Source organism: Flectobacillus roseus, from assembly GCF_030056595.1.
Lineage (GTDB): Bacteria > Bacteroidota > Bacteroidia > Cytophagales > Spirosomataceae > Flectobacillus > Flectobacillus roseus.
Genome location: NZ_JASHIF010000027.1, coordinates 1 through 22,955 on the forward strand (window position 1 = coordinate 1; position 22,955 = coordinate 22,955).

General features: G+C 37.5%; 32 protein-coding genes and 1 tRNA gene. 3 read left to right on the forward strand and 30 right to left on the reverse strand.

Annotated features, from left to right (window positions below; translation table 11 throughout):
* The 11 genes from QM524_RS23560 to QM524_RS23610 form a co-directional block, all read right to left on the reverse strand.
* Nucleotides 1-803: hypothetical protein (locus QM524_RS23560; RefSeq protein WP_283346495.1), on the reverse strand; the 803-nt coding region annotated here is incomplete at its 3' end.
* 7 nt (nt 804-810) lie between these two features.
* Nucleotides 811-1,119, reverse strand: coding sequence for a hypothetical protein (locus tag QM524_RS23565; protein WP_283346496.1), 309 nt, complete (start codon nt 1,117-1,119; stop codon nt 811-813).
* A 56-nt stretch (nt 1,120-1,175) separates the two neighbouring features.
* A complete protein-coding gene (locus QM524_RS23570) occupies nt 1,176-1,919 on the reverse strand; it encodes a hypothetical protein (protein ID WP_283346497.1) in 744 nt (247 codons plus the stop codon).
* Nucleotides 1,920-1,925: 6 nt separating this feature from the next.
* Nucleotides 1,926-2,402 carry a hypothetical protein gene (locus tag QM524_RS23575; protein WP_283346498.1) on the reverse strand — a complete coding sequence of 159 codons (477 nt, stop codon included), beginning with the start codon at nt 2,400-2,402 and terminating at the stop codon, nt 1,926-1,928.
* The gene (locus tag QM524_RS23580) at nt 2,380-3,174 is read right to left on the reverse strand and encodes a hypothetical protein (protein ID WP_283346499.1); all 795 of its coding nucleotides are present in this window, start codon (nt 3,172-3,174) and stop codon (nt 2,380-2,382) included. Before QM524_RS23580 ends, QM524_RS23575 begins: the two co-directional genes overlap by 23 nt.
* Nucleotides 3,175-3,176: 2 nt before the next feature.
* The gene (locus QM524_RS23585) at nt 3,177-3,398 is read right to left on the reverse strand and encodes a hypothetical protein (RefSeq protein ID WP_095167785.1); all 222 of its coding nucleotides are present in this window, start codon (nt 3,396-3,398) and stop codon (nt 3,177-3,179) included.
* Nucleotides 3,399-3,971: 573 nt separating this feature from the next.
* Nucleotides 3,972-6,218 (reverse strand): xanthine dehydrogenase family protein molybdopterin-binding subunit, encoded by a 2,247-nt coding sequence (locus QM524_RS23590; RefSeq protein ID WP_283346500.1) that lies wholly within the window; start codon nt 6,216-6,218, stop codon nt 3,972-3,974.
* Between the two features lie 22 nt (nt 6,219-6,240).
* Nucleotides 6,241-6,696 (reverse strand): (2Fe-2S)-binding protein, encoded by a 456-nt coding sequence (locus QM524_RS23595; protein WP_166580176.1) that lies wholly within the window; start codon nt 6,694-6,696, stop codon nt 6,241-6,243.
* 113 nt (nt 6,697-6,809) lie between these two features.
* Nucleotides 6,810-9,041: a xanthine dehydrogenase family protein molybdopterin-binding subunit gene (locus QM524_RS23600; protein WP_283346501.1), complete on the reverse strand. Its 2,232-nt coding sequence runs from the start codon at nt 9,039-9,041 to the stop codon at nt 6,810-6,812.
* 21 nt (nt 9,042-9,062) lie between these two features.
* Complete coding sequence (locus QM524_RS23605; protein WP_283346502.1) at nt 9,063-10,136, reverse strand: alpha/beta hydrolase; 1,074 nt, start codon at nt 10,134-10,136, stop codon at nt 9,063-9,065.
* 110 nt (nt 10,137-10,246) lie between these two features.
* A complete protein-coding gene (locus QM524_RS23610) occupies nt 10,247-10,684 on the reverse strand; it encodes a nuclear transport factor 2 family protein (RefSeq protein ID WP_283346503.1) in 438 nt (145 codons plus the stop codon).
* A 430-nt stretch (nt 10,685-11,114) separates the two neighbouring features.
* Between QM524_RS23610 and QM524_RS23615 the strand changes: the two genes are divergently transcribed.
* Nucleotides 11,115-12,029, forward strand: coding sequence for a helix-turn-helix domain-containing protein (locus QM524_RS23615; protein ID WP_283346504.1), 915 nt, complete (start codon nt 11,115-11,117; stop codon nt 12,027-12,029).
* Between the two features lie 4 nt (nt 12,030-12,033).
* Nucleotides 12,034-12,888, forward strand: coding sequence for an aldo/keto reductase (locus tag QM524_RS23620; RefSeq protein ID WP_283346505.1), 855 nt, complete (start codon nt 12,034-12,036; stop codon nt 12,886-12,888).
* Nucleotides 12,889-13,151: 263 nt separating this feature from the next.
* Here the strand turns inward: QM524_RS23620 and QM524_RS23625 are convergent, their stop codons facing one another.
* The 16 genes from QM524_RS23625 to QM524_RS23700 form a co-directional block, all read right to left on the reverse strand.
* Nucleotides 13,152-13,286 (reverse strand): hypothetical protein, encoded by a 135-nt coding sequence (locus QM524_RS23625; RefSeq protein ID WP_283346506.1) that lies wholly within the window; start codon nt 13,284-13,286, stop codon nt 13,152-13,154.
* Nucleotides 13,287-13,798: 512 nt separating this feature from the next.
* A complete protein-coding gene (locus QM524_RS23630; RefSeq protein WP_283346507.1) occupies nt 13,799-14,005 on the reverse strand; it encodes a hypothetical protein in 207 nt (68 codons plus the stop codon).
* A 25-nt stretch (nt 14,006-14,030) separates the two neighbouring features.
* Nucleotides 14,031-14,201 (reverse strand): hypothetical protein, encoded by a 171-nt coding sequence (locus QM524_RS23635; protein WP_283346508.1) that lies wholly within the window; start codon nt 14,199-14,201, stop codon nt 14,031-14,033.
* Between the two features lie 157 nt (nt 14,202-14,358).
* Nucleotides 14,359-14,721 carry a hypothetical protein gene (locus tag QM524_RS23640; protein WP_283346509.1) on the reverse strand — a complete coding sequence of 121 codons (363 nt, stop codon included), beginning with the start codon at nt 14,719-14,721 and terminating at the stop codon, nt 14,359-14,361.
* A gap of 248 nt (nt 14,722-14,969) precedes the next feature.
* Nucleotides 14,970-15,239 carry a hypothetical protein gene (locus tag QM524_RS23645; RefSeq protein WP_283346510.1) on the reverse strand — a complete coding sequence of 90 codons (270 nt, stop codon included), beginning with the start codon at nt 15,237-15,239 and terminating at the stop codon, nt 14,970-14,972.
* 59 nt (nt 15,240-15,298) lie between these two features.
* Nucleotides 15,299-15,691 (reverse strand): hypothetical protein, encoded by a 393-nt coding sequence (locus tag QM524_RS23650; protein WP_283346511.1) that lies wholly within the window; start codon nt 15,689-15,691, stop codon nt 15,299-15,301.
* Between the two features lie 71 nt (nt 15,692-15,762).
* Complete coding sequence (locus tag QM524_RS23655; protein ID WP_283346512.1) at nt 15,763-15,948, reverse strand: hypothetical protein; 186 nt, start codon at nt 15,946-15,948, stop codon at nt 15,763-15,765.
* A gap of 18 nt (nt 15,949-15,966) precedes the next feature.
* Entirely contained in the window at nt 15,967-16,281 is a 315-nt protein-coding gene (locus tag QM524_RS23660) for a hypothetical protein (protein WP_283346513.1), read from the reverse strand.
* 117 nt (nt 16,282-16,398) lie between these two features.
* Nucleotides 16,399-16,779, reverse strand: coding sequence for a hypothetical protein (locus tag QM524_RS23665; RefSeq protein ID WP_283346514.1), 381 nt, complete (start codon nt 16,777-16,779; stop codon nt 16,399-16,401).
* Nucleotides 16,758-17,000: a hypothetical protein gene (locus QM524_RS23670; RefSeq protein WP_283346515.1), complete on the reverse strand. Its 243-nt coding sequence runs from the start codon at nt 16,998-17,000 to the stop codon at nt 16,758-16,760. The genes QM524_RS23665 and QM524_RS23670 overlap by 22 nt, the downstream gene beginning before the upstream one ends.
* The gene (locus QM524_RS23675) at nt 16,972-17,301 is read right to left on the reverse strand and encodes a helix-turn-helix domain-containing protein (protein WP_095160484.1); all 330 of its coding nucleotides are present in this window, start codon (nt 17,299-17,301) and stop codon (nt 16,972-16,974) included. Before QM524_RS23675 ends, QM524_RS23670 begins: the two co-directional genes overlap by 29 nt.
* Before the next feature lie 32 nt (nt 17,302-17,333).
* The gene (locus tag QM524_RS23680; RefSeq protein WP_283346516.1) at nt 17,334-17,606 is read right to left on the reverse strand and encodes a hypothetical protein; all 273 of its coding nucleotides are present in this window, start codon (nt 17,604-17,606) and stop codon (nt 17,334-17,336) included.
* Complete coding sequence (locus QM524_RS23685; RefSeq protein ID WP_283346517.1) at nt 17,594-18,964, reverse strand: hypothetical protein; 1,371 nt, start codon at nt 18,962-18,964, stop codon at nt 17,594-17,596. Before QM524_RS23685 ends, QM524_RS23680 begins: the two co-directional genes overlap by 13 nt.
* A gap of 502 nt (nt 18,965-19,466) precedes the next feature.
* Nucleotides 19,467-19,631: a hypothetical protein gene (locus QM524_RS23690; protein ID WP_166580213.1), complete on the reverse strand. Its 165-nt coding sequence runs from the start codon at nt 19,629-19,631 to the stop codon at nt 19,467-19,469.
* A 154-nt stretch (nt 19,632-19,785) separates the two neighbouring features.
* Nucleotides 19,786-19,858 (reverse strand) — tRNA-Met (locus QM524_RS23695).
* A 25-nt stretch (nt 19,859-19,883) separates the two neighbouring features.
* Complete coding sequence (locus QM524_RS23700; RefSeq protein ID WP_095167836.1) at nt 19,884-20,141, reverse strand: hypothetical protein; 258 nt, start codon at nt 20,139-20,141, stop codon at nt 19,884-19,886.
* 161 nt (nt 20,142-20,302) lie between these two features.
* Between QM524_RS23700 and QM524_RS23705 the strand changes: the two genes are divergently transcribed.
* Complete coding sequence (locus tag QM524_RS23705) at nt 20,303-20,812, forward strand: helix-turn-helix domain-containing protein (protein ID WP_283346518.1); 510 nt, start codon at nt 20,303-20,305, stop codon at nt 20,810-20,812.
* A gap of 190 nt (nt 20,813-21,002) precedes the next feature.
* Here the strand turns inward: QM524_RS23705 and QM524_RS23710 are convergent, their stop codons facing one another.
* The 3 genes from QM524_RS23710 to QM524_RS23720 form a co-directional block, all read right to left on the reverse strand.
* A complete protein-coding gene (locus QM524_RS23710; protein ID WP_283346519.1) occupies nt 21,003-21,470 on the reverse strand; it encodes a macro domain-containing protein in 468 nt (155 codons plus the stop codon).
* A 187-nt stretch (nt 21,471-21,657) separates the two neighbouring features.
* Nucleotides 21,658-22,014: a hypothetical protein gene (locus QM524_RS23715; RefSeq protein ID WP_283346520.1), complete on the reverse strand. Its 357-nt coding sequence runs from the start codon at nt 22,012-22,014 to the stop codon at nt 21,658-21,660.
* A gap of 106 nt (nt 22,015-22,120) precedes the next feature.
* Entirely contained in the window at nt 22,121-22,780 is a 660-nt protein-coding gene (locus QM524_RS23720; protein WP_283346521.1) for a hypothetical protein, read from the reverse strand.
* Nucleotides 22,781-22,955: the final 175 nt, after the last annotated feature.

Consider the following 22,955-nt stretch of genomic DNA (forward strand, 5'->3'; position numbering starts at 1 on the left):
AACAGAAGATATTCGTTCCCACTTTCGTCGGTGGCGATAAAGTAGCCATTGTCCTCTTTGAAACTTAGATTTTCGTTCGGTAGAAGTATCCTGTAAGCCAAATTCATTTTGTTGGGAAAAGTCCTTTCTTTGTTCTCCAAAGTGACCTCTTTTTGTGCTTGGATATACAAATCACGTGGGTAAATGTCATCCGAAAACTTCTGTTCGTTAGACTGTTTGATGATGGCTCTTTGGAAATATTGCCAAAATGAGGGCGGAACGTACTTGTATTGATGATAGATAAGAAATACATCGTTACAATTAATTCTATTGTACGCCAATAGGTCAATATACTGTGGAAAGTTTCTTACGTTCCCAGTTATACGAGAGCCCACATCATCGAGTATGGTGATGGCATTCTTTACTGTAAGAGCCTCCTGACAAAAGTCCTGAACCCTGCTGCCTCTATCTCTTACTACTGCCCAGCAGTAATAATCCTCCTTACTTGCACCATAGCTTTGAATGTCATCTACTGTTATGACTTTGTAGTTTGGGAGTACAAAGTTTGGGTTGATGAAACCTATGGCTTTCCTAATACCTGCAGGCTCAAAAGACTCATGCCACATGGGGTCATATATCAGCACCTTTTTGATAAGTTTCTTCTGCATGGCCATTGCTTGGATGATATAGGCAAGCTGAAGCACTGTTGTGGTCTTAGCGGTTTTTTGAGCGCCCACAACAAGCCAGTTGAAGGCTTGTTGTTCAGCATTAGGAGGACTATTTGACAAGGCTTCTTGTATTCGTTTGTACAAGTGATAGTCCATAATTGTCTTAGCTACCAAGTAGCTGGTTTTTGAGTTCTTGTCTGAATATCTTAGGTACTGACTCCAAAATAGTGTCAATATTAGTTTCGAAGTATTCTTTGGTTTCGTTTGACCATTTTTCAAAACATTGATTGATGGCGTCTTTTACTTGCTCATGTGAATTTTTTTCAACATCAAAGTATAAATCTTTGACTTTATTCGCAGTAACTATCACACAAACACCACTGGAGTGTTCATGAGAAACTTCCATATTGATATAATGCTCCTGAATATTCTTTGTTTTTTCTTGCAGAGCTGATAGGTCTAATCCAAACATAGTTTTAGATAATATGTGTTAAAATGAGTTCGATAAATTGTCCAAGCTTCTCCATGTTAGGTTTTCTTGTTAGTGAATTTTTCTAAGAGTTGCTTACCATATTCCATAGCTGGCTTCTTGTATTTGAGCGCCTTATCCACCAACATATCTGCACCTAATTCATAGATTGGCGTACTCATAATGGTTGTGTACATACTGATAATTTCCATCTCCGAAATCATCTGGTGTTTGCCAGCCATATACTCAAGTCTGTACTTTTGGAAAAGAGTATCTTCTAATAGCTCCAGTAAATCTTCCTCAATGTTCGTAGTGAGCTTAGTGAACTCTTTGAGTTTCATCTGGTTTTGCAAAGCGACTCTAATCTCGTCAGGCAAATCTTCCACTTCATCAATGTCATCAATGTCATTTTCCTTTTCGTAGTCCTCAAGCTTTTTCTCTTCATCCAAGTCTTTTACGACCATCGTAAACAGTACACGCATGGTCACACCCTTTTGGCGTAGCACGGAACAGATTCTTCGAGCGTTAATCTTTGCTTCTTGTCGAAGGTTCTTTTCCACTTGTTCGATAGGAGCTGCGAAGGTAGCCTGTACTGGAGCAATGGTTGCCTGAGGATAATTGACAGAAGGTTGTTGTTGATACGGATAACTTTCCTGAGAAATTTCGCTCGTTTGTTGTGGAGTACCCGCCAAACCGAATAGCCCAGGACCTTGTGTGATGTTATTGACATTTTGAGCGAATTGTTGTGTGGATTCTAACACACTTTTGCCTTTGTTGAAAGTATTTTTTAGATTCTCAAACATGATGTTTTATTTTTTGTCTAGTCTTTCGAATGCGTCTATAATCGCTTTTCCGATTCGCGTCCTCTTTATAAACTTCTTACCCCAAAGCATGGTAGCAGTCCAGATGTTCTCTTTAACACGTGATTGAAAAGCTGAGGATGCTTGCAAGTATTTTTCCTCCAGTTGCTTGGTTTTCTTCTTTCTCCAACTCCATCGAAATTTTGTTTGAGCATAATGCTTTTCCACTGAGTGCATAATCAAAGGTTCTAATTGAAGCCCTTGAGTAGTCAAAACCCCTTGCTTGATAAGCATCTCGAATAGCGCTTTTAGATGGACTTGATTGAACTCCTCAGTTTTAGAAATCTGATTACGATATTGGAGGTTATTAAGTGCCTCCTGAAAGAATGAATCCCAAAAAGCTGTGTCTCCTTCGTCGTAGATTTTGCAAACTTCGAGAGGTGCATGAGTGGTATCATCTATGTCAATTACCGCTAGTACTTTCATGTTTTTCTAAGAGTTCAGCAAAGTATTCAGGAGTATAATCTCTCTCCCTAAAATGAGGCTCATTAGCAAGTTCTGCCGCTATTCCAAAGACATATTCCAAGCCCTTGAGTAGTTCATCAAACTTTACGGACAATGCCTGATAGCTTGCCGTGTTCTCCTGTTGAGAAGCTTGTACAAGCGATAGTTTTTCGTACTGACTGCGATAATAAATTGCTTCCTGTTGTGCTTGCTGAAGCTGTGTTTCGAGTTCTTCAAGACGAAGCTTAACAGCGAACGAGCTTTGCGTCTGAATTTCTGGTTTTTTATCTGGTTGTTCCCCATCATATTGGTAGTCGTTAACGGCGTTAACGCCATGTTTTACTTCGTTAACGCTAGCGTTAACACGTGTAAACGGCTGGTTAACAGCGTTTACACTATTTTCGCAACTTTGAGTGAGAGGGTGGGGGTGCGTTAACGCCATTTTGGCTAAACCTGTAAAAAAAACCTCCTTCAAAAAGTCCTGAAAATCCAGTTTTTGGCTTTCATTTTGTCCTTTTTCTCGGCTTTGAACTACCTCATATAGCTCAGAAAGTTCACTTTCTGACAGACATATATGTACTTTATGGGAATCATAATCAAGCCTGTTGATATACAAGAAAGTTCGGTTTAAAATCAAGTAGTTTAGCAAAGCTGATAGCCCTTCAAATCCGAAAAAACCTGCTTCTGCCTCAAGATTCCTTTTGGTAAGTTCAGGTACTCTTGCCCCAATACCGACACGTGCGATATCCTCCATGATTAGTATGGTTTTGAAATTTCAGCAATGAGTGTTACAGGATTTGAAATGACATTATTGTCTTCATCTTCAGTGTCAAAAATATTGACAGCTAGCCCCAAATCATTCAATTCTTTGGAGAGTGTATTGATAGCAGAGAGGTGTTGTCTTAATTGTTCAGACTTTTGATTTCTGATTGCTTCATCATCAAGGTTTTCTTGAGCATTTACTACAATATCAGTCATGTTCGTAGTTGTTTAGAAGAGAGAAAAAGTGTATTTTTGGTAGTCTTTTCCAGAGATACTACAAAAACCTCACTCATCCTCTCTTTAGTTAGCATCTGCCTTTTGTTTTTGTAAAGGTGTGATGGCTACACTTCGTACGCAAGCCCTGATACACTATTGAAACACTAATGAAACGCTTTTGAAACAATTCTAACTTTAGACCGATGAGAGGTATTACAAAAAAAGAAATTAGGACTATACTTAATTGCGAAAGTAGAGCTACATTTAATCGCCACATTAACAGAGGGGGACTCCGCACAAAGCTTCCAACATTTTTCTATGAACGTAACACTTTTTATGGGGAGGAGATAGCGATTTTGGAGAGAGTGTTCAGGGTGAAGTTGGGGTGAGGGTAAATAAATATTAGAACTGCATAAGATTTGGGTATAACTAAAATTTAGTAATTCTAAAACGATACTATTTTGGAGAAAATTACAAAGAGTCAGATTTTCCCTAAATGTTTTGGTCATGTAGTTTTATATTGTAACAATATAAAATTACATGACCATTTTTGATTAATACTATACCAAAGTTCTAACTATTATTATGGTTACTCATAAAAGGCTGATTGTAATACCTTTTACCAGTAGATTTATACAAAGCGTTGGCAACAGCCCCGAACACAGGAGGGAAAGGCGGCTCGCCAAGACCTGTTGGGTCGATGTTGTTTTGTACAAAATGAACGTCTATCTCTTTGGGTGCTTCGTTATGACGAATGATGTGGTAATTATGGAAATTACTTTGTTCGGCTGCTCCGTTTTTGTGGGTCAATGCCCCGTAAAACGCATTACCGATGCCATCTACGACTGCCCCTTGTACCATGTTTTTGGCGGCATCGGGGTTTACGACAATACCGCAATCAATGGCACTGGTCACTTTTTCAACATAAGGCTGACCGTCACGCATGACTATATCCACCACATGACCTGCATAAGAAGCATGACAAAAATAAGCGGCTACACCACGCTTTTTACCTTTATTTTCGGGTTTGTTCCAGCCCGATTTTTCTCTGAGCAACTCCAATACGCCAGCGTATCGGTCGGCATCATATTCGTTGTTTTTACCTACTGGATTTTCTTTGGCACGTTTCAATAAATCCAGACGGAAGGCGATTGGGTCTTTGCCCATTGCTTCTGCTACTTCGTCTAAAAACGACTGTTCGGCCGCAGCGTTAAAATTTGAGCGAGGTGCTCGGAAAGCCCCAATGGTAATATTAGAAGGAATTTCCCAAGCCTCAGCCAAGTAATTATCCACTGCACCAGCAGGGAAACGATTGGCGTGAATAGGATTTTCGGGAATACCGCCTCCTTTTACGTGAAAAGCAATCAGGTTTTTGTTTGCGTCTAAAGCCGCACGGTAAGTCGCCGTGTACATAGGGCGATAGATGCCGTAAGTCATATCGTCTTCACGGGTATAAATCAATTTGATAGGAGCTTTCAAGCGTTGAGAGATACGAGCCGCTTCATACACATATTGCCCATAAGCTCTACGTCCAAAACCACCACCCATACGGGTCATCTGAATCTCGATTTTATCGGCAGGTAAATTCAAGATTTTTGAAAGTGTTGGCTCCATCCAGCCGGGGGCTTGTAAAGGACCAGCTACTAAAGCTTTATCTTCTGAAACATGGGCGAAGAAGTTCATCGGCTCCATGGTATTATGAGCCAGAAACGGAGCGTTATAAGTCCGTTCAATCACCAGAGCGGCATTTTTGAAAGCCGTTTCTGGGTCGCCATCTTTTCTTAATTGCTGTGCAGGTCTTTTTGAGTATTCCGCCATCAATGCTAATTGGTCGCTTGTGGTTTCTAATCTGCCCGGAATGGTTACTTCTCTTTTTCCCCCTCGTCCCATCATGGTTTCTTTGATGTCGCCAGTGGGTTCCCATTGGGCTTTGATTTTTTTACGAGCGTTCATTACTTCCCATGTAGATTTACCCACAATGGCAATCATTTCGTTGGAAGTACGAGTATCAAAACCACCTTGTTCAAACCCATCGTCATAGAGTTTGAAGCTAAAAACATCTTTGATTCCCGGCATTTTTAAAGCTTGGGACGCATCAAAAGATTTGAGTTTCATCCCAAAAGCAGGCGGATGCTGAATCATGGCAATGAGCATTCCGTCAACTTTATAATCTATGCCAAAAAGCGGTTTTCCCGTAACTACTTTTACTCCTTCTGTATTTTTCTTTGAATGACTAACGATAGAAAAATCTCTTGGCGTTTTTAGCTTTACTTCTTTCGGAACTGGAATAGTAGCCGCCTTGCTCGCCATTTCGCCATACTTTGCCGATTTTCCGCTTGAATGCGACAAAACACCTGCTTGAGTTGTAATTTCATTGGCCGGTACGCTCCACGTTTGAGCCGCTGCCTCGATAAGCATTTGTCTTGCCGAAGCCCCTGCGTTTCTCAAAGGTTTCCAGTACATTCTTACAGAATTACTACCGCCCGTAAATTGTGGCCCTAATTTTACGTTATCGTGTGGTCCCATTTCTACGACCACGTTTTTCCAATCTACGTCTAATTCTTCGGCTACCATCATCGGGAGCGAAGTCATGACGTTTTGACCAAATTCGGGATTTGGACAAATAATTTTGATAATATTATCGGGCGTAATTTTGATATAGCCATTGAGTTCATTCCATTGGTCTGGCAAATTCATTGCCTCCATTTTGTCGGCAGCTTGAGCATTGGCGAGCCAACTAAAACTCAACAGGAGTCCACCACCTGCCAACATAGAAGACTTTAAAAACGAACGACGGTTTTCTGTATTGGTATTTTCCATTTTTAATCAAGGTTAAGGTAGGTTACTTTTGTGCTGCTGCCTTAATCGCCTCTTTGATACGTAGATAAGTACCACAACGACAAATGTTTCCACTCATATAATTATCAATATCTTCGTCGGTTGGATTAGGATTGGTCTTTAGTAAAGCCGTAGCACTCATGATTTGTCCAGCCTGACAGTAGCCGCATTGAGCCACGTCGTGTTCAATCCAAGCTTTTTGTACGGGATGTGTCCCATCGGCAGATAGCCCCTCGATGGTTGTAATGGCTTGTTTGCCAACAGCCGAAACAGGGAGGCTACAAGAACGCACCGCAGTACCATCTAAATGAACTGTACAAGCCCCACACATAGCCATACCGCATCCAAATTTAGTACCTGTCATATTCAAATGGTCTCTTAACACCCAAAGAATTGGTGTTGAAGGATCTACATCTATCTGTTGAGTTTTTCCGTTTATTTTTAGAGAATATTTTGCCATAATGCTTAGTTTACTTTAGATGGATGATTAACAAAACTATACGATAAAATCAAGGTTAAATAATGCTATTCAAATAAAAACCTACGATTTTCAAACATTCGTACTCTCAAAAATCACAAGTTTTCGCTGAAAGGTTGATTGTAAAAACGCTTACCTGTTGCCTTGTATAAAGCATTTGCCAAAGCCGCATATACTGGCGGATAAGCTGGTTCGCCCATACCCGAAGGCTCAAGTGTATTTTTCACAAAATGTACCTCTATTTGTTTGGGAGCTTCATTGTGGCGAATCATACGATAGTTATGGAAATTATTCGCATCTGGAACGCCTTTCGTGAATGTCATTTTTCCGTACATGGCTGCTCCGAGGGCATCGACAATTCCGCCTTCAGCCATATTTTTGGCAGCATCAGGGTTGATAACAATGCCACAATCGATGGCACACCATACTTTGTTGACAATAGGCATACCGTCTTTTACTTCCAAATCAAGGATATGAGCTGCATAGGAATCATGACAGAAATAGGCTGAAAAACCTAGTTTTTTATTCATTTTGATACTTTCCCAATTCGCTTTTTCTTTGACTAATTCCAATACTTTGGCAAAGCGTTCGGGTTCATATTCGTTGTTTTTGCCTACAGGTTTTTCTTTGGCTCTATTCAATAAGGCTAAACGAAAATCAATGGGGTCTTTTCCTGCCACTTCTGCTACCTCATCCAAAAATGATTGTTCGGCAGCAGCCATGAAATTGGAACGTGGTGCTCGGTACGAACCGACTGTAATATTTGAATCAATGGTAAAATCTTCTGCTAAATAATTATCGACAGCCCCAGCAGGAAAACGATTGGGATACAAAGGAGATTCTGGTGTTCCACCTGCTTTTACATGAAAAGCAATTAGGTTATTGTCGGCATCTAATGCCGCCCGAAAATAGGCTGAATACGTAGAGCGATAAATCCCCGCAGTCATGTCGTCTTCACGGGTGTAAAGTAATTTTACAGGTGCTTTTACTTTTTGTGAAATCAATGCGGCTTCTAGTAACCAGTGTGCATAAGAACGGCGACCAAAACCACCACCCAAACGAGTCATTTTTATATCTATTTTCTCTAAAGGCATCCCCAGACGAGCCGAAAGGGCTTGTTCTGTAAATTCTGGTTTTTGTAATGGTCCAGAAAGTTCGGCTTTTTCGTCTGTCACATGAGCAAAGAAATTCATAGGTTCCATGCAGTTATGTGCCAAAAATGGTGCATTAAAAGTACGTTCTATGACTTTTGCAGCATTTTTAAAAGCAGTTTCTACATCACCATCTTTGCGACGAACCGTAGCAGATTGGCTCATTCGTTCAGCCAATTTAGCCTTGTGTTCTGTGGTATCTTCTAAGCCAGCAGGAATTTTTTCTACTATCTTTCTCCCCAACATATTGCGATTTTGGGTATAGCTTTCTATAGATTGCCAAGTAACTTCCAAGGCTTTTTTTGCCTGCATTACTTCCCAAGTACTGTTGCCTACAATAGCGACTACTTCGTTGAAAGTGGTTGTATCAAAAAACGTTTTTTCGTAATCGTCATTGAAAATCCTAATGGGAAAAACCGCTTTGATTCCCTTAATTTTGCTAACAGCTACTTCGTTCTGTATCGACTTAAATTTCAAGCCAAATGCAGGCGGATGTACAATCATGGCGATTTGCATTCCTTTAACTTGGGTATCAATACCGAATAAAGGTTTGCCCGTTACAATTTTCGCTAAATCAACATTGCCCTGACTTTTTCCTATGATTTTGAAATCTTGGATGTTTTTTAACTTTACTTCTTTCGGAACAGGAATTTGAGCCGCAGCTGTTGCCATATCGCCATAGTTGGCTGATTTTCCTGAATTTTTGTGATACAAAACACCCGACTCAGTACTTATTTCATCCACAGGAACATGCCATTGTTGAGCAGCCGCTTCCCTGAGCATTTGGCGAGCGGTAGCCCCTGCCATGCGTAGCGGTTGCCAGCTCAAATGTATCGCCTGACTACCTCCGATAAATTGTCGCGTAAAATGTTTGGTATCTAAATCGGCTTGTTCGATTATGATTTTGGAAAAATCAACGTCCAATTCTTCTGCCACAATCATCGGCATCGATGTTTTTACGCCTTGTCCGCCTTCGGGATTGGGCGACATGATTTTGATGACATTATCGGCCGTAATTTTTACAAAACCATTGAGTTCATTCCAACCAGCGGGTAATGGTGCTTCTTTCTTTGTATCAATCGCTTTAAAACTTGAAAAACCAACAATACTTAGCATCAATCCGCCCCCTGAAAGAGCAGATGCTTTTAGAAATGAACGACGACTATGAGTTTTCATATCTTTTGAGTTTAGGATCAATTATTTATCTAACCCTTTTTCTTTCAACCATTTAGTGAGCAAATCAGCAATTTCAACATTATTCAAATCAGAAAAAGGAAAGTGCGTATTGCCTTTAATACCTATTTCGGGTAAATGAACCACCCGAACATCGCCCCCATATTTATTTACTGTATCACGCCATTTTTTTGCCATTTCCATTCTTGCTCTCCAGCCATCTGCACCCGGATTGGGGTCTGGTTTTTCTGGAATAAAATCGCCATAATAAATGATAATGGGGATTTTGGTGAGTTTCATAAAAACAGACATCGGTACACCGATTGCAGCAACTGGTCCAGCCGAACTTTCAACAGGTGCTGGAACTTCATTTTCTGGAAAAAGAAAACCGCTACCCGGTTCGTAAGATGCAATTGCTTTGATTTTACTATTTTTTACGGCGGTAGCCCAACCAAAACCTCCCGAATGAGAGTGTGTTACGAGTACTCCTTCCCCAATTTTATCAAAAAGTTTTGACGTAGCATTGGTTATAACTTCCGTATCAAAACCACCAATATTGGGTACCATCTGACGAAAATACTGGTTTAAGGTTTCTTCATCTTTGGCAAATTGTACCCCCGGAAAATAGTCATAACCAATCCCTACTCTAAAAGTACCAAACCATGTTTGCTCGTCTGGTGTTGGGTTGATGGTAGCTGGTACTGTACTTCTACTTGCATTTCCTCTGCGAGGCTGGTCAATGAGGTAAACACCAAATCCTCTTCTCAGAAAAATGTTATTAAATCCTTCACGCCCATCGGGTGTTGTTTCCCAAGTTTTAGAAAACTGTCCGATGCCATGCCAAAAAATCAAAGGTAATTTTCGTGCTTTTGCAGGTATTTGATAGGTAATATAAGCGTGGTCGCCATGAAAAGTTTGTCCCTCCGGCGTTCGTTTAATAGGGTCAAAAGTACCTTCATTTTTGATGACCGAACCTCCAACGGCGAAGCTTCCTTGGTCTTTGATGACTAATAAATTCTTATTAGAAACGCAGGCAGTCATCAATAATGGAATACCTATTACTGCCACCAGAAAATGATTTCTTCTAAAACCAATCATGTTTTAAATTATTTTGTAAAAGCTTATTATACAAACCCAATATAAATTTAACTGTTTTATATTGTACTTTTTAACTTAATCAAACTTTGTCTAATATACTTAAAGTGTTCCTATGGTATCAATAATTTAGTAAATGACAAAGAACCCATTTTCCATTCATTCCCAACTTTAACATATACCTCTGTTACCATAAATGGATTGCTCACTTCATTTCCATTGACAACTGCCAATAGTGTAATTCTATTAAGTAAAATAACAGTATTTTCGATAACTATTGGGGATAAAACCTCATGAATGTCAGCCTGTTTATAATGAATGAAGCCTGTTTTAATAACCTCTAATTCACGTTCTTTGCCCCAAGAGCCACCCATGTGCACAAACATTGATTTATCATCAAACAATTTGGCTAATTTATCGACCTCTTTATCTGCCATCCATTGCCATTTGTTTTTTGAAAGAGTTTTGATTTCATCTCCTATGGTATTTTGAGCAAGCATATTCATTGAAAGTAAAGTAAAAGTTATGATTCCGAAAATTGTTTTTTTCATTGTTTTGATTCGTTTAAAAGTTATTTTTAATCTAATAATTCATTCGTACACTAAAAGGTAAGCATCATTAGCTTCTTGCTTTTCTCTTCTCTATGTAGGGTTTTTGTCATCATAAATTCAGTTGCGACAACATTATATGTTATATTCCATAGAATGGCTGTTTTATTCTAAACTTCAACAGAAGTATCATAAACGAAATTTTAGCTTGTTGATTCTCATCGTACTGTTATACATATATTTGAGTGTTTAAGCTTTATTTTGAGCATAAATGAATTGCCTTAAAACGATTACTATTTATTACAAAGGTCTTTCTATTTTCAGGAATGAATAGTATAAAAATTACTGCATTTTCTACCATTTTCACTGATTGCAATCTGTGCTTTGAAATAGTTTTTAGTGAATGAGTACTTTTGTTTCAAATACTAAAAAGATGGAAATTTTATACCCGATAAACAATATCAGTAATTACAATGCTGACAATAATCATAAAACACTTCACCCCTTGGTAAGTGTAATGGATTTCTCAAAAGCTAGTGAAAGAAATTGGGGAACGGAAGCCAAAACTATCAAGTTTCAGTACGGGCTTTACTGTATTTACTTAAAAGATGTGAAGTGCGGCGATATTCGTTATGGTCGAGATTATTATGACTATCAGGCTGGCACATTGGTGTTTTTTGCTCCGGGGCAAGTGATGGAGGTTGAGAATCCTGGAATAAGTTATCAGCCTATGGGCTATGGCTTGATTTTTCATCCCGATTTGATACATGGTACAACTCTTGCCAAAACCCTTTGCGAGTATAATTTTTTTAGTTACAAAACCAACGAGGCATTACACATTTCTGATGATGAACGCCAATTGATTTTAGACCTTTTAGCTAAAATTGAATTAGAATTAAAACAGCCTGTCGATAAACATAGCAAGAAACTAATTGCCGCTAACATAGAATTATTTCTTAATTATTGTGAGCGTTTTTATGACCGACAATTTATCACAAGAGATAATGTTAATAGAGGGATTTTAACAAAATTTGAAGACTTGCTTAATAACTATTTTCTATCTGAAAAACCGCAAAGTATTGGTGTGCCTTCAGTGGCTTATTGTGCCGATGAACTTCATTTATCTGCTAACTATTTTGGTGATTTAATAAAAAAAGAAACAGGACAAACCGCAAAAGAATATATCCTGAACAAAACGATTGAAATAGCTAAAAATAAAGTATATGCAGGCGATAAAACCGTGAATGAAATTGCCTACGAATTGGGCTTTAAGTACCCACAGCACTTTACTAGATTGTTTAAACAGCGAGTAGGATGTACGCCAAATGAATATAAGCACTTAAACTAAAATCATGCAAACAGTAAAACTAAACAACGGAATCGCAATGCCAATTTTAGGCTTTGGTGTGTTCCAAATTCCAGATGCTAACGAATGTGAAAAGGCTGTGATTGATGCCATAGAAACGGGTTATCGCCTTATCGACACTGCGGCATCTTATATGAACGAGCAAGCGGTAGGAACGGCTATCAAAAACTGTAGCGTAGCCAGAGAAGAACTTTTTATTACGACCAAACTTTGGGTTCAAGATACAGGTTACGAAAAAACGAAATTGGCTTTTCATAAATCTTTAGAGCGATTGCAAGTAGAATATTTGGATTTATATCTGATTCACCAGCCGTATGGCGATGTTTTTGGCTCATGGCAAGCTATGGAAGAACTTTATAAGGAAGGCAAAGTACGAGCTATTGGCGTTTCCAATTTTCAGCCAGATAGAATTATGGATTTATTAATGTTTGGAGGAGAAACGCCACCCGCAGTAAATCAAATAGAAACACATCCTTTTTGTCAGCAAATCGACAACCAAACTTTTTTAAAGGAAAATAATATTCAGATAGAATCTTGGGGACCATTTGCAGAAGGAAAAAACGCTATTTTCCAAAATGAGTTATTGCTCGGTTTGGCTGCAAAATATAAGAAGAGTGTTGCTCAAATCATTCTTAGATGGCTTACCCAACGTGGCGTGGTAGTCATTCCAAAATCGGTGCGTAAAGAAAGAATGGCGGAAAATTTTAACAGCTTAGATTTTGACCTTGATGAAGTGGACATGGAAAGTATCAAAAGTTTAGATACAAAAACAAGTCTCTTTTTCGACCATAGAAATCTAGAAATAATCAAGTGGATGGGTAGTAGAAAATTAGACATTTAAAGTTGTTCAGTGCTCCCTGATTTATTTCTTCCACAAAATATCAGGGAACACTTAGGTCAAAAACGCTAGTTTTACTTTTTCTCAAAGCTATTTTTTCGATGCTCCAAACCCCACTCCAACATTAAAGGTATCACTTGTTGAAATGCTTGACTCGATGCTGTCAATTTTTGCTTAATCTTAATAGAAATGGGTAAAAAGCCATTTTATTTTTTTCAACTATTGGTGAGCCCTGTAGAGTGGCTGAGTTCTACTGGGTGTGCTCACTAAAAATCGTCCTTCAAGGTTTGTTGTAGCATTTCGACCAGTAGTTCGTCTAGTGCTTCAAATTCTCCCAATATCCGTTTATAGCTAGATTTGTGATACCATTGAATGTCAAAGCACTTAAAGAGGGTTTCCATTTTGCTATTTCAGTGCTTAAACGAGCATTTGAGAGTGTCATCGCTTCATGAATTTGAAATTTCATAACACTGTCTCTATAGTCATGTTAGTCAAACCAATGATGGAAATGTGAATCAAAAAGCGATGCTACAATTAGGCTTGGGTTGAGTACCTTTCCATTTATTTCTGTTTTAAGCTTTTGGAACACTCTTTACAAGTATAAACCTCTGAACATCCGAAGGACGTTGTTTCTCCACAGTCCTTTGAACATATTTTACATTCTAACTTAAACATCATAGGAATATCTAAATAAAAGTCTGAAAGACTTTTATAAGAATAAAACGGCCCATCGTATATTTTGAGTGACTTAGAAACATCTAGTTTCAGATGCCAGATAAAATAAACAGTTTTGTATATGCACTTATAAACTCTTTCTAATAAGAGCCAAATTGTATCTCGAGTAAAAAGGAGAATTTTACGAATTAAAATAAATAGATATTTCATTAGACATATATTTCAATTAAAATGAGATTTATATTAACTCTCTTTCAACAAATAACACCAAATGGTCTGCACACCATTCAGCCTTGTTTGAAGGGTCAAGCGATAAATAATTATTAAGCCAAATGTCACAAGACATTCTATCTTTCATCAAATCTTTCACTTGTTCATATCTTTCATCTGTAAATAAGTCTATTTTTTGCTTTTCTTTAAGCATTTTCTTTGTTTCTAATTTCATTGGTTTGTATTTGAGAGTGGTTGATCTATTTACAATACGTTAGAATCCAGTTATTGAGTATTTTAATATGTGATAGCATTTCCATGTCTGCTTTGATGTAGGGCTGTTCCTCTGGGACATCATCAGAACCAGCTATTGTATCCTCAAGCCCATATTCAATCTGATAGGTACATTTTTCATAGATTTCTAAAAACATTTGCTTCTCCAGCTTATTAAGTTTCGCCATCTTCAGATAAATTAAATTGCTACCAATTTTCAGAGCTCTATGTTGTGGCCGCAGAGCTGATCCGTTTGAAATTGGTAGCAAGAATGAAGTAAAATCGACTAAAGTATGTACTTGGTGAGTAATATTGCTATCGAAAATGCTTACGGATTGGAATATTTGTATCGTAGACTACGGCATACTTGATGAACCAGTATGCTATAAAGAATGGAGACCAGATATAAATAGTTAGTCCAATAAAGTGCCCTATCATTTTACTTTGATTTGGATAGTCGAAAAATGGTTCTATACTTTCGACTTCCACACCAGACACTCGTAAAAGCCAAATGAATGGCTCACAAACTATACCTACAATGCTTAAAAGCACCAACATAGGCAATGGAAAAAATGTAAAGGCAATAAGTAAAATACAACCATACAGAAAAATGAATGGAGATAATATTACCCTGAGCAACAACTTGCCTGTACTCTGGTACGATTGCTTATTTGTCATTCTATTTTGCTTGTGTTTTTTTCTTGTTTGCTCTTCTATATTCTACTTGATTTTTGGCATAATATCTAAATTCTAAAACATTGATTGTTATGAAAAAAACACAAGAACAAAAAACTGACACATCAGTTTGAACAAAGAAAGTTAAAATGAAGAATATTGAAATTGATAGGAATACCCCTACAAAAGTCATTAAGTAAATTAAAATTGCCATTTTTAAGATTTTATAGTGTAGTGGTATCCTTGTTTATTCAAAGCAACTTAAGTTCCCAATCAATTTCATTAAGTCTTTTCTGAAGTTTTTCTTTCTCCAGACGGAGTCGCTTAATTTTTAACTCGGTTGGTTCTATCCATTCGTAGCTTCCCTCTGCAAAGCCTTTTGAATAATCCTCGGCTTCTTCTTTTTTTAAGAATTGTTGCCCACCAAGAAGTGTAAACACATCTTGTTTTTCGTCTGACCACTCGACATACGCCCAAAGGTATGTCTGTGAGTGCTGTCTAACTTTTCTGTGTATTGCCATTTTTATTATCAACCATTGGTTAGCCCTGTAGAGTGGCTGAGTTCTACAGGGTGTTTAGATTATAAATCGTCCTTAAAATTATCGTCGTTAAAGGTTTGTTGTAACATTTCGACTAGTAGTTCGTCTAGTTCCTCAAATTCTCCAAATATTCGTTGATAGCCAGATTTGTGATACCATTGTTCGAAAGTCAAAGCACTCAAAGAGGGTTTCCATTTGGCTATTTCAGTGCTTAAACGAGCATATAAATCTTGGTATATTGATTCTCGTTTTGCGGAAAGAGCATTTGAGAGAGCCATCGCTTCATGGATTTGAAATTTCATGATACTGGCGCCATAGTCAGGTTCTTTGTATTCATACTCAAAATGCGAATGAAAGAGCGAAGCTACAATCAGGCTTGGGTCAAGTATCCAGAATGATGTTGAATTCTGCTTTTTAAAATAAGCCTCTATCATTCTCTTTTCACGATGAGTATAAGCCCTGAGGGCATTATACTCATGAAAGTTTATTATTATGCCTACTCGGTTCATAGGTCAATGATTTCGCAAGTGTCATCCACATAGAATATCCAATCGTCACCTGCCTGATCAGTGTAGTACACTCTATTTCGTAGATCGTTTGCTTCACCTACATAAGTTCCACCAACCTGAATGTCTGAATTTGTACTTCTTTTGCCTTCAATGGCAAGTACTCTAAATCTTACTGCGTGCATGATATTTTTTATTGGATGTTAAATTTTGTGAACTTCTTTTAAGAATTGAGCAACATTCATGAATCTGTTAAAACCGTTGATTCCTGATACGAGATACTCAATTGATTTATCCTTTTCTTCCAGCTCCTCTTCACTTGATTTTTTGAGTTCTTGAAGCTTCTCTCTAAGCTCTTTAATCTCTTGTTCTTGCCTTTTGTAGGTTCGAATGATATGCTGAACTGCTTTATTTGCTGAGTGGTTAAACTTTTGGCTCATGACCTCATTGATGATTTCAACGATATCCTGATTTTCCCGACTGTTCAAATCTCGAAGGTTAATGATTTTGAGTTCCATTTTGCTACCAATATTTGATTTATGAATTGCTGTTGAGTGATGTTACAATACTTTTGCTACCAAATAAGATCTACAGAAGAAAAAAATGCTTGTTTTCCTGGTTTAAATTGGTAGCAACTAGCGGACGCTTTTTTTGAGATTATTATGATAGGAAGCACGATGTTTTGAGTTGCAAAAGAGGCTTCCTTTTCGTTTGTCTTTTAGGTTTTCACCGCAGAAGTGACATTGTCCTATTGGTGTAAGATTTGATTCTAAGTCGATTGAGTTATCTCCTTCGTCAATGTCCTCTTGTTCTTCCTCTGCCAGATATTTTACGATGCCATTGTCAATTAGGTAGAAAAAGTCAACACCTAAATCCAAGCAAAGAAACTGTAGCCGAACAGAATATTTTGACTTCTCTGTATTGTTAATACATCCAAGGTATTTTCCGTAAGTATAGATAATATCCTCACGTAGTTTGATAACTTGGCTATTCGTCAAATGACTGAAATTATCCATTGTCCATGTTGAAGAGTTAAAGATGCTGGCTGAATGATTTTGTTTCTGCAATCGGGTTCTGAGTCTTTCAAATAGATTGAATAGTATTGTGCGCTCAGTTGGGTTGAAAAATTGATAATGTTACCTTGGTTGGAAAAATCGACGTTAGCTTGTTGCTCCCAACGGTCTGATAGCCTTACGAATGTGATTCCTCTAGCTTTTGTGATGATGATGTAGTTCATGTGTAGATTGGGGTACATTTGGTTTAATTGTTCCTACGATATCCATGATGTCCATTTGGATGTTACCCTGAAACTGTTGTCTGGAAAGACCAAGATAATCTGATAGCCGTTTGACAATTTGCGGAGTGACATTCCTTTGTCCCCTAAGCATTTTTCGGATATTCGAATTATCTGTATTCTCTCCGTATCCAAGTTCCTCTCTGATGATGCTGTAGAGCTTTCTTCGCTCAGAAAGAGGCATTTCTTTGTATTTTCTCTTAATCTGGAGTGGAATTGTTGTAGGATTTTCAAAAGCCTTCATGTGACCCGATATTAAGTGTTGTGACCCGTTTTTTAGAGTGGTGTTGAAAAGACTAATCTTTTTGTTTCTTTGTCGAATCGTGCAATTTCGCCCAAATCTTTACCCGTTTTCTCTTTAGCGTAGATAATCGCAAGGTCAAAGCCACGAAACTTTTTTATCATATTCTCAGCGCTTTCGATTCGCTTGTTGAGATACTTATTTTGATAAACTTGAATTGGCGTTCCTTTGCTAGTGAGCGCAATGTTTGTTCCTGATGGCATTCTGTACTTGATATGCCATTCTGCCGTTCTGATTAATTCGTCCATTGTGATGATAAGTTTGTATTGGATATGAATGAGTAATATTTTTCTAGTGTTTCTGGACTCGTTCTTTTTGATATTCTCTTAGCCCAGTAAAGAGATAACTCGCTAATCGAAAGGATTTTACCTTTTTGCCCACGTGGTATGATACCAAATGCTAATGAATTCTTCGCTTTTTCCAATTCGTCCTCAAATCTTACTTCTATGAATTTCTTTTGCTCACGTTTGAGCCACACATGGGCGATTAGGAAACCACCTCTATCACGATACTTTTTCGAGAAGTAGTTAAGTGGCCAGTATGCCTCACGGTCGTACTTTTCATTGTGCTTTTTAACCAAATCTACCTCAGCTATCTTGGTCATACAGAAGGTTTTCCAGTGGATATAGCTCTCAGTTCCGTTAAAGTGCCCAAATACATCACTACCAATCAATCTCTTGATTTTCACCTCAGTTTCACCGTTAAACTTCTGTTTAGGATAGAGGTTCTTTTTGGCATAGTTCCAGAATTCTGTAATTAATTGTGCCTTTTCGTGTGGCTGAATCGGCTTTTCTTGTACAGGTTTGGTGGTTTTGTTGGGTAGGGGGGACTTAAACCCACCAAGGTGGCGATTGCGGAAGTATTCTGCTCTACCGCTAGAGTAGTTGTCCACATCATCGGTGTCGGCGGCGCCACTGGTTTCATTTTCCTTGTCATTTGTGGAACTTTCAAGGTTATTTTTTTGGAAAGAAAGGTCAAAGGGCTCAATTTGCTTTTTTTCCCTGTCAATTTCCCTGTGTCTTTCCCCGTAATTTTCTTGGGTAGATTCAACATCTACTGCTATATATGTATTGTTTAAATTTATCCTGTCTTTTAATATCGGAAAAGTTTGCCACGTCTTAGTAATTAGGATGTCCTTGGGTAGGGCACTCAAAGCCTTCAACTGAGGCTTCAAATTGACATCACCAAAGGCGATATAAAGGTTTGGAATGATTGTGTATCCCCCTGTCGAATTGTTGTCTATAATGTCAATAAAACGTGCATTTGACAGCCTAGCAAGGATGTTGTAGATGTTTCTAGTCTCACAAGAAATAAGTCTAGCCAACTCTCTACGGGTAATGTTAATGGATGGAATACTCTGAGTATCAACCCATGTCGATGAATTGACCAGCTTGCGGAACATCGGCAAATACTTATAGAGAATTGCCTCCATAACCTTTTGATGTGGAGTGCGAAGCTTTGCTGACAAACCTAGATATTGTAGGGCATTAAACTCCTCTGCAAGCGCATGGTATCGCTTGTAGACGTTTGAGCTTGTCTGCTCAAGCGTCTTAGGCATCCTTACGAAGTCTGTGTCAATCGCCGATTTAGGTGAAAATAGATTCATATTTTATGAAATGGGCAAAGTATCGCCACAGGTTTGGTCGTCACACTACTTTCTGTAGCAGATACTTCAATTTGCTTTTGTTGCCAATGAGGGGTTCGAACCCTACAGAACGTACCAAATCTACATTCTGACACCGTGAAAGGGCATAACTTATTTAACTATACGTTTCGGTCTTTTCTCCCGAACGGTAGAATGACCACAAGGGCTATAGAAAGAATCAAAATAATTTTCATAGTGAGGAAAGAAGCTACCACACAAGGTGTGGTAGTCTTTAAAATCTATTTCTACACCTATTGTCTTCAGAGAAAGAACCTCCCACAGAATGATGTGGGAGTCTAGCTAATCACTCAATTCATAAATCCAAACAAATGGATTTATGAAGCCTCTTTCTTATTTAAACCCGTCTCTTTTGTTTTTCTCGATAAAGTGCCTCACCGCAAAGAAAACGATAAATGATGGCACGAATACTTTCAAAAAAACTGCACTCCAATGCGATAAAATACTAATGATCATCCTCTAAATCGCCTCCTACGAAGTCTTTTAATTTGTCCTCCAAACTTGTTCCAGCAATACAGCTGTAGGCAAAGTTGGCACAAAAAAAGGCAAAGCCCATAGCCATAGCGCTAACAAAGAAATCAACGAGGTTTTCAACTTCAACAGTACTCATGTTTGTAAAAGGATAAAAGTGAGAATGATAAAACTATTTTGAGAATTGTTCCTTAAGCCAGTCTACAGTACACAACAAAAACTCAAGAATTCCGAAAAATAGTAACACTGGAACTAGAAGTAATGGTATCATACTGTAAGATGTTAAGGTTTAGAAGCAAAGGCAGGACTCGAACCTGCGACCTTGAGGATATGAGCCTCACGAGCTACCTACTGCTCTACTTTGCGGTGTTAGTGGTTGGTAATATAATATTTATGCTACTTGTAAGGATTGAATCTCTTCGTTTGCCTTTTCCACTTCGTCAGGATGATACATATTAAGGTATTCCCAGATTGTCATTTTTTGCATCGGTGTGAATGTATCATACACACAATGATTACCCCAAGTTCTTTCTTTCATCCCTTCAAACCACTTATGTTGTAGGCAGTAACGTTTTAGCGCTGTTTTCGGAATATTCCCTTGGAAGAGACCGTAAACTTTCTTCCAATTTCTAAAGTCTAGAGTTGTCATAAACTTGTGATGGTTAGAATATTTACTTGTATAATGAAAAAAAATATGCACTATTTGTGCGCTAAATGTACATTTTTCGTTTACTTAGTGTTGTATTTGATACGAAAGTATATTTTTTTGCATTACGATGCAAATATTTTTTAATCAAAATTAAAATAAATATGAAAGTTTCTGATTTTCAAGTACTTGAAAAAGTAAAAAAATTATTGATAGCTGACAGAAGAACTTTCAAAGAGTTAGCTGAAGGAATTGGAATGACTGAGCAAGGTTTGAGTACAAGTTTAAAAAGAGGAACACTCAAGCTTGAAACACTGGTGCAAATAGCAGATTACTTAAAGGTTGATGTTAGTTTTTTTCTATCAAGTAGCCCCAAAAGAGATGAGGAACAACAAACAGTTAGCAAAACAAGCGTAACTAATGAGGATAATAAATATCTCTTAGAAATTTTGGCTAGGATAGAAAAACAAATGATTGATAAGGATGAACAGATTAAAAGGAAGGATGAGCAACTAAGCCAATTATTGAATACAAACAATGCTCTGGTGATGGCTCAGTTGGGTCGAACAAATTTTAACTTGAGAATAGTCGATACCATCAGTTCTGAAGAGGAAAATGTAGGCAAAATAATTTTGTTTACGCCCTTGTTTGAAGCGTTAGTAGTAACAGCTTAAGAACTGCGGCTATTCTCCATAGCACTTTACGAAAGTACTAATTGGTTAATTATTAGATATATAAGTGTAGTTCAGTGTATTCCCGTACGGACTACCAAGCCTCTCAATTTTGAGAGGCTTTTTTGTTTATATGGCTTGCTTTAAACAAGCTCATTTTCTCGATTGTTGCTTCTTTTAATTCAAATTTTCTTCAAAAGTCGTATACCCAAACAGAGATTGCACTATTAATCAGTGTGGCGATTATCAGAGGTTCTATCTGATCCCAGGTTCCACCTGCTAATCCGCAGCCTATTCTTGGCATGTGTACTGAGGCATTTTGAGCCTTTGCAAAATCACTTACTTTTTGAAGCCCCTCCAAAACAGCCTCATAGCGAATAGGTGGATTCCCTTGTTCATCTTTATTGATTTTATGTTGACCTATCAAGTTGGCAACCCAGAGATTTTCTTCTACTTGGACAAATTGTACTTGTCCGAGGTCAAAATTTTCTTGGGATTTATACCAAGCGCGATACTGAAGTTCTGGTTCTTTCCAGCGTTTTGATATAGCCTTGACAAATCCTTTTCCCCAACCCCCGATGTCGTTACAAATATGTACAATAATCTTGTTGCCTGATTGTGCTGGTGCGGTTGCATCTCCTTTGATATAGTTAATAGACATAGTTGTTCAATAGTTTGATGAAAGTGAGAATTAGAAAAGGCCTTAATGAGTTTTGCAATAAGTAATCATTTTTTAATGAAATTCAAATATAGTTCAATTCTCTTTAGCTTGATTGCTGGAGGTCGTCATTACTATGCTCGTGAGCTTGATGGGTATCGTTTTGAGGTTTTGAATGTTAGGGTAAATATTAGTCATTTAGCTCATGTTTTAACAATACAACATTAGGATTTTTCTTCGAATATACTATTTCAACTGAATCACCAACTTTATGTCGCTTGTAGAACTCTGTTTTGACACCTGTGTTTAAGGAATATTTTTTTCCATTCACAAGATAGCCAATATCAACCCCCTTTCCCTTATATGACCTTTTTGTGGTGATAACTCCTTTTGCATATATTGGATTTGATAGTATTTCTGCTCGAGTTTCTTCAAAACTTATATCCATATACTTCCATATTATAAGTACAAGAGAAAGCGTAAGTAATACAGCTAGAATAACTGATATGACCTTTTGAATCAATCTGAATTTAGAGCCCAATTTCATCTGGAGGTTTGTTTAGATATTGTATGACACTAGGTTTTTTATAAACATGTGTGTGTGATATGATCCCAAAGGCAACACATTGACAGGAACCTAGTTACTTAGATTCTTAAAGTAAGATATCTGTTAACGGGTGTATGACAAAACCTGTAATATCATGTTTTTTTATTATTTCGATGAAGGTATTTGAAACAATGTTTCGATGAAACATATTATCATAAAACAATTCATAGTTAGGGAAATTTGATTTTAACCTGATTTGACTTGGTCGTAATTGCCTTACATGTGAAGCTTGTTTAACTATCTTAAGACAATCCTCTTTTGATATAATCAACTTATCCTCCAATTTTTTGTACTCCAAATCAACATATTGAAACATCGAACTTCTAAAATCTATATATTCAGATAGGTCTGAATAGTATCTCATCCAAAAATATCTATATGATTCATTTTCATACTTAACATCTATTTCATTAAATCGATGGTTGGGTAAACTTAGATTCTCAACCAATAGTTTTAATTTTTCACTTATCACTAAACCTGAAGGTAAAAACGTATTGTCTAGAACATCCGTGAGTTTTGCTCGTTTGTTTACCGTTATTGAAAATTTTTCTATTGGATTATTGACTCCAGTATCATTTCGTAAAATCATTCTTGCTTCATCACTAAAGTCATAAAGAAGTGATAGCGTATTGTTTTTTGTTTGTGGATAATATCCAATTATACTTTTATCTGTAGAATATGATAGGCTATAAAACTGAGGAATCATATATGTTTGAAAGGTTTTAAAAAATTCTTGAAATATCTGTTTAAACTATTCTAGGATTAAGATAGAGTCTTTGCATTATAGGCTCATATGAAACTTTCCGATTCAAGGACGTAGATTACAGTCTAGCCAATCTTAAGAATTTCAAATATGAAACTGGAGGCTTATTCAATCTGAG

Coding starts and splice junctions, on each gene's coding strand:
- QM524_RS23565 (WP_283346496.1), bottom strand. CDS start 1,119: ATGTTTGGATTAGACCTATCAGCTCTGCAAGAAAAAACAAAGAATATT.
- QM524_RS23605 (WP_283346502.1), bottom strand. CDS start 10,136: ATGATTGGTTTTAGAAGAAATCATTTTCTGGTGGCAGTAATAGGTATT.
- QM524_RS23710 (WP_283346519.1), bottom strand. CDS start 21,470: ATGTCTATTAACTATATCAAAGGAGATGCAACCGCACCAGCACAATCA.
- QM524_RS23640 (WP_283346509.1), bottom strand. CDS start 14,721: ATGACAAATAAGCAATCGTACCAGAGTACAGGCAAGTTGTTGCTCAGG.
- QM524_RS23620 (WP_283346505.1), top strand. CDS start 12,034: ATGCAAACAGTAAAACTAAACAACGGAATCGCAATGCCAATTTTAGGC.
- QM524_RS23680 (WP_283346516.1), bottom strand. CDS start 17,606: ATGGACGAATTAATCAGAACGGCAGAATGGCATATCAAGTACAGAATG.
- QM524_RS23705 (WP_283346518.1), top strand. CDS start 20,303: ATGAAAGTTTCTGATTTTCAAGTACTTGAAAAAGTAAAAAAATTATTG.
- QM524_RS23690 (WP_166580213.1), bottom strand. CDS start 19,631: ATGAGTACTGTTGAAGTTGAAAACCTCGTTGATTTCTTTGTTAGCGCT.
- QM524_RS23610 (WP_283346503.1), bottom strand. CDS start 10,684: ATGAAAAAAACAATTTTCGGAATCATAACTTTTACTTTACTTTCAATG.
- QM524_RS23660 (WP_283346513.1), bottom strand. CDS start 16,281: ATGGAACTCAAAATCATTAACCTTCGAGATTTGAACAGTCGGGAAAAT.
- QM524_RS23700 (WP_095167836.1), bottom strand. CDS start 20,141: ATGACAACTCTAGACTTTAGAAATTGGAAGAAAGTTTACGGTCTCTTC.
- QM524_RS23650 (WP_283346511.1), bottom strand. CDS start 15,691: ATGATAGAGGCTTATTTTAAAAAGCAGAATTCAACATCATTCTGGATA.
- QM524_RS23655 (WP_283346512.1), bottom strand. CDS start 15,948: ATGCACGCAGTAAGATTTAGAGTACTTGCCATTGAAGGCAAAAGAAGT.
- QM524_RS23600 (WP_283346501.1), bottom strand. CDS start 9,041: ATGAAAACTCATAGTCGTCGTTCATTTCTAAAAGCATCTGCTCTTTCA.
- QM524_RS23675 (WP_095160484.1), bottom strand. CDS start 17,301: ATGAAGGCTTTTGAAAATCCTACAACAATTCCACTCCAGATTAAGAGA.
- QM524_RS23720 (WP_283346521.1), bottom strand. CDS start 22,780: ATGATTCCTCAGTTTTATAGCCTATCATATTCTACAGATAAAAGTATA.
- QM524_RS23670 (WP_283346515.1), bottom strand. CDS start 17,000: ATGAACTACATCATCATCACAAAAGCTAGAGGAATCACATTCGTAAGG.
- QM524_RS23665 (WP_283346514.1), bottom strand. CDS start 16,779: ATGGATAATTTCAGTCATTTGACGAATAGCCAAGTTATCAAACTACGT.
- QM524_RS23630 (WP_283346507.1), bottom strand. CDS start 14,005: ATGAAATTAGAAACAAAGAAAATGCTTAAAGAAAAGCAAAAAATAGAC.
- QM524_RS23575 (WP_283346498.1), bottom strand. CDS start 2,402: ATGAAAGTACTAGCGGTAATTGACATAGATGATACCACTCATGCACCT.
- QM524_RS23645 (WP_283346510.1), bottom strand. CDS start 15,239: ATGGCAATACACAGAAAAGTTAGACAGCACTCACAGACATACCTTTGG.
- QM524_RS23625 (WP_283346506.1), bottom strand. CDS start 13,286: ATGGAAACCCTCTTTAAGTGCTTTGACATTCAATGGTATCACAAATCT.
- QM524_RS23615 (WP_283346504.1), top strand. CDS start 11,115: ATGGAAATTTTATACCCGATAAACAATATCAGTAATTACAATGCTGAC.
- QM524_RS23580 (WP_283346499.1), bottom strand. CDS start 3,174: ATGGAGGATATCGCACGTGTCGGTATTGGGGCAAGAGTACCTGAACTT.
- QM524_RS23635 (WP_283346508.1), bottom strand. CDS start 14,201: ATGTTTTTAGAAATCTATGAAAAATGTACCTATCAGATTGAATATGGG.
- QM524_RS23715 (WP_283346520.1), bottom strand. CDS start 22,014: ATGAAATTGGGCTCTAAATTCAGATTGATTCAAAAGGTCATATCAGTT.
- QM524_RS23590 (WP_283346500.1), bottom strand. CDS start 6,218: ATGGAAAATACCAATACAGAAAACCGTCGTTCGTTTTTAAAGTCTTCT.
- QM524_RS23685 (WP_283346517.1), bottom strand. CDS start 18,964: ATGAATCTATTTTCACCTAAATCGGCGATTGACACAGACTTCGTAAGG.
- QM524_RS23595 (WP_166580176.1), bottom strand. CDS start 6,696: ATGGCAAAATATTCTCTAAAAATAAACGGAAAAACTCAACAGATAGAT.
- QM524_RS23585 (WP_095167785.1), bottom strand. CDS start 3,398: ATGACTGATATTGTAGTAAATGCTCAAGAAAACCTTGATGATGAAGCA.
- QM524_RS23570 (WP_283346497.1), bottom strand. CDS start 1,919: ATGTTTGAGAATCTAAAAAATACTTTCAACAAAGGCAAAAGTGTGTTA.